At 48.9% G+C, this 13684-nt stretch carries 8 protein-coding genes and 1 pseudogene; 2 read left to right on the top strand and 7 right to left on the bottom strand.

Going from position 1 to position 13684, the window contains the following annotated elements:
- Positions 1–98: 98 nt before the first annotated feature.
- Positions 99–842 (bottom strand): YggS family pyridoxal phosphate-dependent enzyme, encoded by a 744-nt coding sequence (locus TY10_RS05695; RefSeq protein WP_042161487.1) that lies wholly within the window; start codon positions 840–842, stop codon positions 99–101.
- 150 nt (positions 843–992) lie between these two features.
- On the opposite strand from TY10_RS05695, the gene TY10_RS05690 reads away from it, so the two are divergent.
- Positions 993–1652 (top strand): GNAT family N-acetyltransferase, encoded by a 660-nt coding sequence (locus TY10_RS05690; protein WP_042161485.1) that lies wholly within the window; start codon positions 993–995, stop codon positions 1650–1652.
- Between the two features lie 99 nt (positions 1653–1751).
- On the opposite strand, the gene TY10_RS05685 is transcribed toward TY10_RS05690, so the two are convergent.
- Positions 1752–2288: a pyridoxamine 5'-phosphate oxidase family protein gene (locus TY10_RS05685; protein ID WP_042161483.1), complete on the bottom strand. Its 537-nt coding sequence runs from the start codon at positions 2286–2288 to the stop codon at positions 1752–1754.
- 266 nt (positions 2289–2554) lie between these two features.
- Complete coding sequence (locus TY10_RS05680; protein ID WP_042161481.1) at positions 2555–3586, bottom strand: SDR family oxidoreductase; 1032 nt, start codon at positions 3584–3586, stop codon at positions 2555–2557.
- Positions 3587–3940: 354 nt separating this feature from the next.
- On the opposite strand from TY10_RS05680, the gene TY10_RS05675 reads away from it, so the two are divergent.
- Positions 3941–4792, top strand: a complete 852-nt coding sequence (locus tag TY10_RS05675) for an AraC family transcriptional regulator (RefSeq protein WP_420329381.1) — start codon at positions 3941–3943, stop codon at positions 4790–4792.
- A 679-nt stretch (positions 4793–5471) separates the two neighbouring features.
- Here TY10_RS05675 and TY10_RS05665 read toward each other — a convergent pair.
- The 4 genes and pseudogenes from TY10_RS05665 to TY10_RS31305 form a co-directional block, all read right to left on the bottom strand.
- Positions 5472–8532: pseudogene (locus tag TY10_RS05665) on the bottom strand (DEAD/DEAH box helicase).
- Between the two features lie 2062 nt (positions 8533–10594).
- On the bottom strand, positions 10595–12205 hold the full coding sequence (locus tag TY10_RS05655) for a xylulokinase (protein ID WP_042161477.1): 1611 nt from the start codon (positions 12203–12205) through the stop codon (positions 10595–10597).
- Positions 12206–12443: 238 nt separating this feature from the next.
- The gene (locus TY10_RS05650) at positions 12444–13118 is read right to left on the bottom strand and encodes an SMI1/KNR4 family protein (protein ID WP_042161475.1); all 675 of its coding nucleotides are present in this window, start codon (positions 13116–13118) and stop codon (positions 12444–12446) included.
- 195 nt (positions 13119–13313) lie between these two features.
- Entirely contained in the window at positions 13314–13502 is a 189-nt protein-coding gene (locus tag TY10_RS31305) for a GNAT family N-acetyltransferase (RefSeq protein ID WP_238327465.1), read from the bottom strand.
- Positions 13503–13684 lie beyond the last annotated feature (182 nt).

Here is a 13684-nt window from a genome sequence, read left to right as displayed (position 1 = left end):
GCCAGTTTTTTCCTGCAGAACATTCCTTGTAGATGATCTGAAATCACGACCACGAAGTTGATGGAGCGTATCATTTTCTGATATTTCCTGCCTCTCACCTAATCATCTCCGCGCATGTTTTCGTTCCAGTAGTAGGAATCCGGCAAGTACCGTTGGCCAAATACGCTTGTCCCTACGCGGATGATCGTGGCTCCTTCTTCAATTGCTACTTTGAAATCACCGGACATTCCCATTGAAAGAGTGTCCATTTCTACTTGCGGATAATTTCTATCTTTAATTTGTGCTTGCACTTTTTTCAACAATCGAAAACAATCCCGTGTTTCTTCTGATGTGGCATTTAATTTGCCTATTGTCATCAAGCCTTTAATTTTTAAGGTATCGAATTGGCATAGTTGTTCTACCAGTTCCAGCGCTGTTTCCGGAGAGGCTCCAAACTTACTCTCTTCATATGACGTGTTGATTTGCACCAGAATATCCATCGACTTGTTCTCTTTAGTAAGCTGTTGATGCAAAGCCTGCCCAAGCTTTAAACGATCTACAGAATGAATGAGTGTCACATATTTCACAACATCCTTCACCTTATTTGTTTGCAAATGTCCGATAAAATGCCACTCTACCTGTTTATGCTGCTGCATAAGCGGGAATTTGTCTCGTAGCTCTTGCGCTTTATTTTCACCAAATAACGCCTCTCCAGCTTGAATTGCCTGGTGCAATTTATCAAGAGGAACGGTTTTGGTGGCTAGTAACAATTTCACGTCATCCATATGGCGGCCGGAAGCGATGCAGGCCAACTCCATCTGCTGCCTAACTGTTTTGAGGTTTTGCTCTACTAGCTGATCCATGGATTCAACCCTTTCAGTGTAATATTGCAGGTATGAAGAATACTGTGCTAGTATAGCAACAAATGGATTGGCTACATACATCCAAAACATTAAAAATAAGCAATCCAAAAATTGATTTCAAGCTAATCAACAATTATAGGATGTGATACTATGCTGACTCCCGTGACCCTTTGTGGCCGTCTGGTTTCACTAGAACCGATGACAATTAACCACGCCAATGCCCTCTCCGATGCTGCTTCAGAAAATAGATCATTCTACTCCTTTACGTATGTGCCCGACGGGCTGGAAGATGCCCAACGTTATATCGAAATTGCTCTGGCAGACTCTTCGAAAAATCGTGCGATGCCGTTTGTTGTACGTCACCTCGAAACAGACCGTATTGTCGGGACAACACGATTTCTTGATCTCGAAGTTTTTACATGGCCCCCGCCTTGGCCTCCCGGTGTAGCTAGCGGGCCTTCTCCCACGGATCTTGTCCCGCCTACTGTAGCTGAAATTGGAAGCACTTGGTATGCAACTTCTTTCCAGCGCACTGGTGTCAATACAGAATGCAAGCTTCTCATGCTTACCCATGCATTTGATTCGTGGAAAACAGCCAGAGTCACCCTGAAAACGGATGCTCGCAATACTCCTTCCCGTTCTGCCATACAAAGGTTAGGTGCTGCTTTTGAAGGCATACGCAGAGCTCACGCTCCTGCAAGCGATGGCAGCATAAGAGATACCGCTTATTACTCAATCCTTGCAGAAGAATGGCCAGCAGTACGTTCAAACCTTGAAGACAGGCTTAGAAAAGGCAAATCCTCATCATAAAATGTGATGAGGATTTGCCTTTTAATTGCGTTCTATAGGCCAGCTTCTAAATTGATAAAGCGCCATTTTTTTCCCGGAAAGTCTCATTCAATTGATTGTCTAGATCGATTTATTAGGTTTAAACATTTTCTCTTCCTCAACTGGATTTGCTTTCGCTGTAATATGTTTAGGATCAACGCGGTACACCTCTACCGGACCGCCAAATACAGCGGAACGGTATTTATCTACATGCTGTTGCGGCAATGGACGGTTATAGTACCCAGGAACATACTTATTAATCATTTCCTGCAGTACGTGCGTGGCCTCATCCAAACCATCTATACGCTCTGCTTTTCCAAAAATGATTACACTCATGTATGCTGTATCTGTTTTAGCTGGCACAGGATCCGTAATAGTCCCGTACTCTTCACATACCGTGAAACAAACCTCCGGGTTTGCCATCATAACCTGATTTCGTCTTCCCCCAGCAGCACCATGGAAATAAAGCTTATCATTTGTCCAAACGAAATTAAGTGGAACAACATAAGGCAATTGTCCATCAACCATTCCAAGATGGCCAACGCGGGCTTGCTGCAGAAAAACCTCGATTTTCGCTTTGTCTGTTACTTCTCTAATCTGGTAGCGTACCTTTTCCATATCTTCACTCCTATGTATTGATGAATAGTCTCGTTAGTATAGCAATTAATGGAGTGATCTTTAATATCCAAAACCATCGATTTGTTACAATCCAAAACAGCGTATCTGTCAATTCTGCGATTATGGAAGAAAATAAAAAAGCCGAGACGATTGTTTCGTCTCGGGCCATTTCAACGTCCGAATTAATAGTTTGAGAAAGATATATCAGATACCTGTATATCTTCCTAAATTATGTCCGAACTTATTTAATCTCAAGTTACGTTTCATTAAATCAAATGAAAATCGATCAGCTTATTTGCGCTGTCTAAAACAGTCTCTTCCGCTGGACGAGGGCTCCAATCCAGCTCCGACTTTGCTTTGTTCGAAGTGTACCGGAATTTACGTCCCAGCATTGGAACTAAAGAGGCAAGAGACGGATTTGTTTTAGCTGCATCCTTTAGCACAGAATCTGGAATAGACTGGATCGCAATCTTATTTCCAGCTTCGCCTAACGCTTGCTTCAGAAACTTGGCCATCTCGATCATCATCATATATCCGTTGACTGCAATATACCGTTGTCCAGATGCCTTCGGCTCAGTCATCGCCCGAATATGAAGGTCAACCAAATCACGTACATCAATGATTTCGAAGCCGATATTGGGATGTCCGGGCCCTTCCCCTTGTACCAGCTTTTGGATTACCCCAATGGAACTCGGAACGGATGCGGAAAGAATTGGACCAAATATAGCTCCTGGAAGAACCGTTGTTAAAGTTGTTTTGCTGGTATGCTCCTTCATATAGTCCCAAGCAGCCTTTTCAGCGATGGCTTTTGATTTGCGGTAAGCATTCAGATTGTTGTCGTTGGGATCAGACCAGAACGTCTCGTTAACCTGCTGATCTTCACTAGAAATATCAGGGGTTGCCGCAGCGAGCGAAGAAGTCATGACCACACGTTCGACATTGGCATTAACCGCCGCCCTGAGTACACGAAGCGCCCCATCGCGTGCCGGGATCACGAAAGCATCCAGGTCATCAGGATCCCCCGCAACAAGAGGAGAAGCAATATGAAGCACGTAATCCACTCCAGCCATCGCCGCATCCCAACCTTCATCGCTGGTAAGTTCTGCGATATGGAAAGATAATGGTGAGGTATCTATTCCTACACCCGAAAGCATATTAAGAACCGACAGTTCCTTCTCCTTACTTCTTACAGTGGTTCGAACTTTATATCCTTGTCTGATCAGTTCGTAAATGGCCCATCCCGCTACAAAACCAGTACCGCCGGTAACTAAAACGGTTTGTTTATATTGATCCTGCATATTCATATCCTCCTTGATTCGTTTCCTTTATGATCCTTATTACACTTAGTGGTTAATGCAACTCTCCAATAGGAATAATTACAAAACAATCAGCCTTTTGAGTGCTGAATGATGATAAAACAATTTTCCGCTGAAGCAAATTATATCTTACAATAAACATAAAAACCTGATGATTCCTGCCGGAAAATTGCCTAATCCTGCAAATGCAAAGAGAGGTGCGCGCGATGGTTAACTTCACATCTTTAGACGAGGAAGGGCAGCAGGAGCTGCGGATACATTTACTGGAGCAAGTTAAGGCACTTACAATAAAACCGAATTAGTACTGACAGCAGTTATCAAACACAAATTCCCTATTTGACAATGAGGCGATACAGCCGCCAGACACCGCCGATTCCCGTCGTATTGAGTCCTTCGTTTTGTCTGGTGCTGCAGGGCTCCAAAAAAATTCATTCCGGAGACCATATTCTTTTTGCAAGGGAAGGCGATTTTTTGACATCCCTAATCGCTTTACCGGCAATAGCGCAAGTGAATGCAGACACATTAGATACGCAACCGTACATCGGCTTGCGTATTGATTTTACGATTCAAGAAATAGCTTCCGTCATCACGGACTCCGGATTGAGAGTTCGGCCACGCGAAAAGCATTCGAATGCAGCTTTTATTGGAAAAGCCGATTTGGAATTACTCGCTTTGTTTGTTAGGCTTTTGATGCTTCTCGACAAACCCGAAGAAGAAATCATCTTCTTATCAGGATTGATCAAACAGGAAATGATCTTTAAACTGCTGACCGGCGAGTATTGCCATCTATTCTTTCAACAGGTGTTCTTTGATCAACAAGCGGAGGGCATTGGCAAGGCTATCTCCTGGATCAAGGATCACTATGCCCGTTCCTTTACTATGGAAGAGCTCGCTAATGCCACCAACATGAGCGTGTCTGGTCTGCATCACAAATTCAAAGCTGTTACTTCGATGGGACCGCTGCAGTACCAGAAGCAGCTTCGACTTCAGGAAGCCAGAAGGCTTCTAATCAGCGGCCAAATGGATGTAACCAATGCTTCTTTAGAGGTAGGTTATGTAAGCTCCTCGCAATTTAACCGGGAATACCGCCGTCTGTTCGGTCTCCCTCCCCTGCAAGATGTTAAAGAGGTGAAACGACAGGCCAGTGCAGGATTGATCGAATATGTTGAATCGGGTTCATTCCGCTGAAGCGGCATTATAAAAATGAAGGCTTTCTCTCGGAGAATCTGTACAAAAACAAAAAAGCCGCACTTTATGCGGCGTTCGTTGTAAATATGTTATTGTTTTCCGGAGATATATGTATTCCATGGCTTACTTATTTGCACGCCGATCATAGTTACTAGCGGCTTTACTTGTTTATTAAGCTATTGTTTCCTGTTAGTTGAACGAAATCTAAGCCATAATAACTTCGCAACTCCTACGATCGTAATTGAAACAATAGCAACGATTAATATCCAAAACATAATAGCGAGTTTAGGTGAATTCTGAAGAACACCATAATAAACAATTGAATAACTGTCTTGATATGAAAAATCCTCTTGTTTGTTTGTATTAAGCATTCCCAACACTACACGATAATTCAATGTGAACAATACGATTAACACTACACACCCAAGAAAACTACCTTGCAGTATTGTAGACTTAATAAATCCCCTCATATAAGTGACTTTCCCCTTTTTAATCTTGGCATGTAATGTTACGTATCTTTAATTATAGAAGATTTTCAAGCTCATATTCCACGCCAATTTAACATCATTAAGAAAAGGATGGCGCGAGGCCATCCTTGATGCTGTTATGCTATGGGGCGAATGTGTTGTCTCACCCGTAGCGGGGAACTAATCCAGCAGGCGTCTAGGCGCACCGGCCGTTATTGCGACCAGTCGCGCCGCAGCGTGAACAGATCGCCGAGCGCGTCTGTCGACAGCTCCGTGATCCAGTCTTCTGAGCTCGTGATCACATCGTCGCTCAGTTGTTGCTTGCTCTCGAGCATCTCATCGATGCGCTCTTCCAACGTGCCGAGCGAGATGAACTTGTGCACCTGCACGTCACGCGTCTGGCCCATCCGGTAAGCACGGTCCGTCGCCTGATTTTCCACGGCGGGGTTCCACCAGCGGTCGAAATGGAAAACATGGTTCGCCGCAGTCAAGTTGAGCCCGACGCCGCCTGCCTTAATCGATAGGATAAACACATTCGGCTGATCCGCGTCTGGCAGCTCCCGGGACTGGAATTGCTCGACCATCCGGTCGCGGGCCGTCTTAGACGAACCGCCGTGCAGGTACAGAACTGGCTCGTCAAGTTCCCGGCCGAGCAGCCGCTGCAGCATTTCCCCCATGCCGATGTACTGTGTGAAGATCAGACACCGTTCACCCTCATCGCGCAGCTCCTTCACGAGTTCTAGCAGCCGTTCGAGCTTAGCTGAGCGGCCGATGAGCATCGCTGATTCGGCGGCTTCCTCTCGTTCGTCCTTCGGCAACGGAACGGCCTCCTTCGTCAGCAGCACGGGGTGGTCGCACAGCTGCTTCAGCCGTGTCAGCGCGGAGAGAATCGCGCCTTTTCGCTGAATGCCCTTCAGCTTCTTTACATCTTCCATTAGCTCCTTCACGGTCCGCTCATAAAGCGCGCTCTGCTCGCCGGTGAGATGGATGTATGTCTTCATCTCGTTCTTCTCCGGCAGGTCCAGCATAATGTTCGGATCCTTCTTCTTACGCCGGAGCATGAACGGCTTTACCAGGCGCTGCAGCTCCTGCGTCCGCTTCTCGTCGCGTTCGCGTTCGATCGCCTGGCCGAATTGCTCGGCGAAGGTGCGGGCAGTACCAAGATATCCCGGATTGGTAAAATCGTAGATCGACCACAGCTCCGCGAGCCGATTCTCAATCGGTGTACCCGTCAGCGCGATACGGTGCCGCGCGGGCAAGCTCTTGACCGCCTTGGCCTGCTTCGTGCCGGCATTCTTGATGTTCTGCGCCTCGTCGAGACAAATCGCCGACCACATATAGCCGCTAAGCAGCTCCTGATCCAGTGTCGACGTCGCGAACGAGGTCAACACGAGGTCGGCCTCCGCCGCTTCCGCGTAAAACTCATCCCCGCTCAGCCGCTTACTGCCATAATGCAGCAGAATACGCAGTGACGGCGCGAAGCGGCGCACCTCCTTCTGCCAGTTACCGAGCACTGAGGTCGGGCAGATTAGCAGTGACGGATGGCGTCCTCCATTCGCAGATGCTTCCCCAGCGACGTGCAGCAAGTACGTGATGAACTGAATTGTCTTGCCGAGGCCCATGTCGTCTGCCAGAACGGCGCCAATTCCTAACCTTCGCAGAAGCGCGAGCCAGGAAAAGCCATCCTGCTGGTAGCTGCGCAGCTCCGCGTGCAAAGTCGGCGGCACGGGTACCGACGGCAATTCCGTCTGCTGCGTCAGCTGCGCCATAACAGTCGTCAAGTGCGTATTTAATTCAACTTCCATTTCCAGTTGGCTTTCGTCCTCGCCGTCATCTTCACGAACACCTTCGTTGTCTTTGTCTGTGGCAAACGGCATGAAAGAGCCGCGGTTGTGGCGCAGTTGCAGCTGCAGTACGTCCTGGAAGGACAAGCCCCGCCGCGGATCAACGCCTGCCATCGCCTTGCGGATCTGCGCGATAAGGGCGGGATCGAGCGGCACCCATTGGCCGCGAAACTGTACGAGCCGCTCGCCGCGGGCGACCAGCTCCCGGAACTCCTCCTCACTGAGGTCGGTATTGCCAATGGACACGCGCCAGTCGAATTCGATTAGCGCGTCTAGGCCGAAGAAGGAGCGGCTGCTGCCCGATCCCTCTCTTTCGCCTTCACCGGGGCGAACCTTTGCGCGCACTCGCGGTTTCTTACGGCTCGCCTCCTCCCACCAGGCGGGCAGCAGCACCTGCCAGCCTGTGGCCAGGAGGTGCTGGCTTTCCGCAGTCAGGAACCGCCACGCGTCGTCGTCCGACAGCGGGGCGTTCAGTATGTCCGCGCGGCTGCCGGCCAGCCGGTCCGCCGGAAGTCCTGCGCGCAGATGCGCAAGCCAAGCCGCGGAGCGCTCCTGCACATGCGGCATCCAACCCGAGGGCCACGTCCCGGAGGCTTCGCCATCCTCGGCCAGCCGTATCGGCACGAGCTTCGCCGGTTCGAACTTATCCTGTAGCATGAGCGTGAGATGCCATTCGCCGACTTCGGCGTCCGCGGGCTCGAAGAGCTGCAGAAGCGGCCGAAACGGCAGCGTGTCAGCTTTCCAGCCTGTGGCGACGAGCCAGCCTCGCTCGTCGAAGCCAGCGGCCGACGCAGCGCGGTCGCGAACGAATAGCAGCGGGAAGTCGCGGCGCAGATCGCCGGCAGCTTCCTCTGTACTGTAATAGCGCTGGAACACCGCCGCGGAGAAGGCGGCGCCGAGACCTTTCAGACCAGGGTTTTCTTCATCACAATCACCGTCTTCGTCTGGCCCTCCATACAGGCTGTCCCCATTCATCTGGTCCTCACCGCCCGCAAGCGTGCGCAGTGCCCGTCGCGACTTCACGTCGAACGCCTCCGCGTCCCACGTCCAAAGCAGCTTGCCAATCTTGTAGGCCTCGAAGCTCGGTACAAATTTCCGCTCCGCGATGCCGCGCTCTAACGCTGGAGCAATCGCGGCGAGCCGTTCAGCGTCGCCTTCGAAACGAATAGTCACGTGCATCGGCAGCAGACTGTGGTCGGCAAAAAATCGGCAGGACCATCTCGGCCGGCAGCACGACGAGCTCCAACTCGTCCCCCACCTTCTCGATCTCAAGCTCCGTGCCGTAGAACGACGACTCATGCCGCGCGAACAACCTCTGCTTGATGAGCAGCGCCGGCACGTAGCCCGATGCGTCTGCGCCAAAGATCAAAGCGTCGCCCTGTTCGGTCAGGTTCGCTTGAATCGTAAGCGTATCAGCGTACACATTCATGACAGCAGCCCTCCTATACGCAGTTCTTCCTGCAGCGTCCGCTGCCGGCTGTTCCGGCTTACGAACGCGGTGAAGAACTGCTCCCACCGCTCGCCTTTTTCTAGCCGCCCATACAGCTCGGCGAGCCGATTCAGCAGTTTGGCTGCCGCCTTGTAGCCATCGCGATTCTTCTGCAGCACATACCGTTCCACCGCCTGATGGTAGAAGGGCAGCAGCAGCTCTGGCGCTTCCTTCTCGATCGGCTTCAGTGTGGTTATGCGGAATGACAGCGGATCCTGCCCCATGCACATCTGCAAATCGATCCACCGGTCCCATCGACCGTACGCCGCCAATCGCGTCCTCATAGACGGTCCGCGAGAATGGAAGCATCGCCTGGAGAGCCCGCCACATCGCTGACTCTAACTCTGGAAGCTGCTCTACGACCACGGCCCAAAATTCGCCATAGGCCGTCAGGTCCTCGTTACGGAAGCCGACGATCAGCGGACCAGTCTCCGCGAGCCAGTTGCTCAACTGCGCCCAATGCTGTGCCCGCTCAAGGACGCCGAGCAGCGGCGCGAGATGCTCTGGCTTCAGCATCAGCTTGCTCCCTTCCCGCACGAGCAGTGCCAGTGCTTCCTTGTCGCGCGCCCTATAAAGCAGAAGCAGACACTGCGCGAGCGTCCACGGCTGCCGCGACAATGATGGTCCAAGCTCAGCTTCCGCTGTCTGCAACTTGCGGAGTTCCTCATCGTAGAGTTCCTCACTTCCGGCCGAGCCCGGGCCAAGCCACTGCAGCCACAGCGAAGTATAAAGACCCGCAAAGCAGCCGAGTGTCTGATCCTCGATTAACATGCGCTTTCGGAGAAAATCCCCCGTCTCCATCAGACGGCCCCAGTATTCGGAACTGTCGTCTGCCAGAGCAAGCTTGTCCTCGAGCAGGTTCCTCGCCTGGACAAGCAGTCCGTCCAAAGCGAGCTGCGTATGGTAGCCCTTGAACGCACCCGATTGGCGCCCGTCCACCTGGGCTGGTTTTACCATCCGTTCCAGAACGAACAGCAGAGCATGAAGTGTGAACAACTGCTCCAGCGCCCAAGGCAGCTCGGATCGCATCGCCTGCAGGTCGGTGAGCAGTTCTTTGGCTTCCTTCGCTGTACGGATGTGCAGGTGCATCTGTCCGCAGCGTTCCTCGAACCGTTCGTGCCACTTGACCACGGGAAGCTTGGTCAGCTCCGCCTCCGACAAGGTCGGCCTGACGGTTCGAGGGGGCGCCGAAGTGGTGCTGCGGTTCTCACCTTCACTGATGCTGCCAGCCCGGGATGGTTCTTCCGTAGCTGCTCCTTCGCCCACTCGGGCGGCACCGCCGCCTCTGCCGTCCAGCGACGCGCCTGACTTGCCGGCTGCGGCTGCGCTCTTCAAAGCACTGCGCGCGTTGGCAAGCGCCTGAGTCGGCCGGCCGCATAGCTCTGCGTACCCCATCAGCGTTGCGGCCATGTGCGTGCAAGCGCGGTTCGCAGAGCAAGTGCATTCACTCGTTGTAAGGTCGCCCAGATCGACGGCGACGTCGTACATTCGATTATCCTTAACGCGCGCGTCCACATGGACGCCATCGTCGCGGAGCGCCAGTTCCTCGACCCGTCCCTGTTTATATTGTTGAAACCCTCGTATAATCGTCAGTTCGTCAAAGTTCGCGGCGACGCCCTCCAGCAGCAGCCGCCACGCACCGTCATCCAGCGTGTAGTCCATATCCATAATCCGTTGACTCCCGGTTATTTCGTTATGTATTTTTAAAGTTCATTCTCCATTATACCAGCTATTACACCAGCGGGACCTGAACCTTCTTTAAAATTCGCTCGTACTTTACACCCAATCGAATGGGGCAAGCTATTAGCTGGTTTATCTCAGTAAATCGTGAATTTCTGGGATTATGAGGCTGTTTAGAAGTTCTTGTCCTAATACGGTCTTTGTATAAAATAAAAAAGCCGCAGTTTATGCGACTTCCATTGCAGAGATGTTCTTGTCGTCCGCGAGCTGTTCCGTGCCATTACGCCATCGTCGTCGATCCAGTTTCATCTTTTGCCGTGAATCATTTCCTCCAATTTTCTATCAAATGATCTGCCGCTGCCTGTTCAATTGCCAGCCCTTCCGTATAACGCTCAAAATACAAGGCAAAGCCACTCACATCTGCACTGTCAGGATAAACCTCTTGTCCTTCTGTATCCTTGAACACTTTTGACGTAAGGTAATCAGCCAAGCATTCGTCTTTCTCCTTATTAATCATATAGGATGCCAGTATTGCCATTCCCCACGCACCGCCCTCACTTGCAGTAGACATGACCGAAACAGGAACATTCAGTGCTGCGGCACACATTTTTTGACCGACTAAAGGCGTTTTGAACAATCCGCCATGCGCCATAATACGGTCAATCGTCACATGCTCCTTCTGTGTCAGTATATCCATCCCAATCCTTAGTGCAGCAAATGCGGTAAACAGATGTACTCTCATAAAGTTCGCCAGATTGAAGCGGCTTTCTGGAGATCGGACGAACAGTGGACGGCCTTTTTGAATCCCGGTAATGTTCTCACTTGAATAGTAGCCATAGCTCAGCAAGCCGCCGCCATCAGCGTCTGCTTCAAGCGCTTTGTTGAACAGGACACTGAATAACTGATTCATGTCGGGTCTCAGTCCCATCGCTTCATAGAATTCACGGAACAAGCCGAGCCATGCATTAATATCGCTGGAGCAGTTGTTAGCAAGTACCATGCCAACAGGGCTGCCGTCAGGTGTAGTTACGATATCAATCTCAGGGTGTACGGATATAGCTTTATCCAATACAAACATGGCAAAAATAGACGTACCTACGGAAATATTGCCGGTACGCTTTTTCACACTATTCGTAGCGACCATGCCCGTTCCGGCATCACCTTCTGGAGGACATAGTGGAATACCTGACTGCAGGCTGCCTGATGGATCTAATAGCTTGACTCCCGTTTCACTGAGATATCCAGCATGTTCACCAGCAGTATGAACTTTAGGTAAAATACTTTTAAGACTCCACGGGTAGTCTTTATCGGCAATTAATTCGGTAAACTGTTCCACCATCTCTTCATTATATTTAAGATGAGATTCATCAATTGGGAACATACCAGAGGCATCTCCCAGACCAAGAGCCTTGCTGCCAGTCAACAGCCAATGAACGTAGCCTGACAAAGTTGTAATATAATCTATATTAGGGACATGCTCTTCTTCGTTTAAAATCGCTTGATACAAATGTGCAATGCTCCAGCGTTGAGGAATTTTAAACTGAAATTTTTCAGTTAGCTCCGATGCAGCTGTGCCCGTTGTGGCATTGCGCCATGTACGGAATGGAACCAGTAGATCCCCTGCTTGATCAAGTGCAATATAGCCCTGCATCATGGCAGAACATCCAATTGAACCGATTTTTTGCAAGGTTACGCCATATTTATTTACAACCTCTTGTTTTAATTGGCGATAGGTTTCTTTCACCCCGTTAATCATTTCATTGAGGTCGTAGGTCCAATATCCATCGATCAATTGATTTTCCCACTCGTAACTGCTGGAAGCTATTGTTTCAAAATTGGAATCAATCATTACAGCCTTGATTCGTGTGGATCCCAACTCGATGCCAAGCGAGGTTTCTCCCCTGACTATCGCTTGTTTAATTTTTTGATCCATGATGGCTTACTCCTCCTTCATAATGTACGAGTAAAGTTTATTATGGTGAGATGATATCACTCGCAACTTAGTTTGTATATTAAACAAACTAAGTTTATTTATATGTGCTTAGGGATGACTTAGCTCCAAATAAATCGGGCAGCGGATCTCTGCTGCCCGATTTACTATTATGAACTAAAAAATAAAATTTGGGGTGTTGCCTGCTACGGTGTTAGCAGAATTCTCTTCCTTTAATTACTTACACAATGTTTGTTGCATTGCCTAACCATGAGCGCCAAAGAACAGCGTTCTCTGACAACGGATCTATTCCTGATTTACTATCTTTAATGAAAGGAAGCAGCTGCCAATCTTCACATCCAACACAACCAATTTGCGTCCATTTATTGAAAAAATCAATAAAATTATTGCCTATAAGAAATCCATGCCCTTCACCATCGTCATGAGATAAATATATGATCGGAGAGTCTTCAGCAAATGCTAGATCGAATGCTAGATAATCACCATTCCCTACTTCCATGAAAGCTAGTTTATTGTGCCAAACAGAATCATATGGATCATTAGGGTCAGGGAACACTTCTGTTACCCAGCCCCTCCTGGCTTCTTCAATTGAGAGAATCTCATCAATATCCCAAGAAAAGTTAGACGCAAATAATCCCTGTAACTCCTCTGGTAATGGGATTGAGAGTAAATCCTCGTCCGGCAATGACCAGTATACTTCCATCCCTCTTGAGAATTCAGTCATAACTCGTACAAAGGATTGCGGAAGACGTTGACCAAGCTGCTCTTCAATTTTCTTGATTTCCCCAAGATCAGCTGGAGGTTTGATTTTGTAACCGCCAGCTTCTCCCCCAATATGTTCTATCGCATCTATAAACGAAATTAACCGTTGTTCCCAGAGATTCCAGTCACTCATAATACCCTTCCTTTCTATTTGCAAAATTATGCATGTGATGTGAGAGGAATTAAGAAATGTCTTGTTCTATCTTCACATAACGGACGAACAAACAAGGTATCATCACTCTCTGTTATGAATTCTATATGAAGGCTTTCATTATCGTAATCTGGCGTGAAATGAAAATGAATGATTTCTGTATCAGACGTAACAATTCTATTTAAAATAACATCGTAATCGATCGTATTCTTGTTCATATTTCTCAAGTATATGCTTCATCAATTTCCCTGATAATCCTTGGCTGCGATAGTCGGGATGCGTCATAACTGTACCCACTTGAATAGCTTTATATTCTTTACCGTTAGATACAACCGTCATCTTGTTTATAGAAGCATTTGCGATCACCTTATCTCCTTCAACGTAGGAATAACATATATAATTGTCGTCCCCCCCCCTTTTTAATACCATTTTTTAAAATCAAGTCCAAATACTAATTTGCCTAATTCATTAAAGCTTTCCTTATAAGTTTTAATGTCCTTGTAGTCACTTAGCAATTGATAATTCTTCATATCAACCTTTCTTGCTTT

The organism is Paenibacillus gorillae (assembly GCF_000513275.1).
In the GTDB taxonomy this organism is placed as follows: Bacteria; Bacillota; Bacilli; order Paenibacillales; family Paenibacillaceae; genus Pristimantibacillus; species Pristimantibacillus gorillae.
This window is presented reverse-complemented; position numbering and strand designations above follow the sequence as displayed.

Coding starts and splice junctions, on each gene's coding strand:
- TY10_RS05695 (WP_042161487.1), bottom strand. CDS start 842: ATGGATCAGCTAGTAGAGCAAAACCTCAAAACAGTTAGGCAGCAGATG.
- TY10_RS05690 (WP_042161485.1), top strand. CDS start 993: ATGCTGACTCCCGTGACCCTTTGTGGCCGTCTGGTTTCACTAGAACCG.
- TY10_RS05685 (WP_042161483.1), bottom strand. CDS start 2,288: ATGGAAAAGGTACGCTACCAGATTAGAGAAGTAACAGACAAAGCGAAA.
- TY10_RS05680 (WP_042161481.1), bottom strand. CDS start 3,586: ATGCAGGATCAATATAAACAAACCGTTTTAGTTACCGGCGGTACTGGT.
- TY10_RS05655 (WP_042161477.1), bottom strand. CDS start 12,205: ATGGATCAAAAAATTAAACAAGCGATAGTCAGGGGAGAAACCTCGCTT.
- TY10_RS05650 (WP_042161475.1), bottom strand. CDS start 13,118: ATGAGTGACTGGAATCTCTGGGAACAACGGTTAATTTCGTTTATAGAT.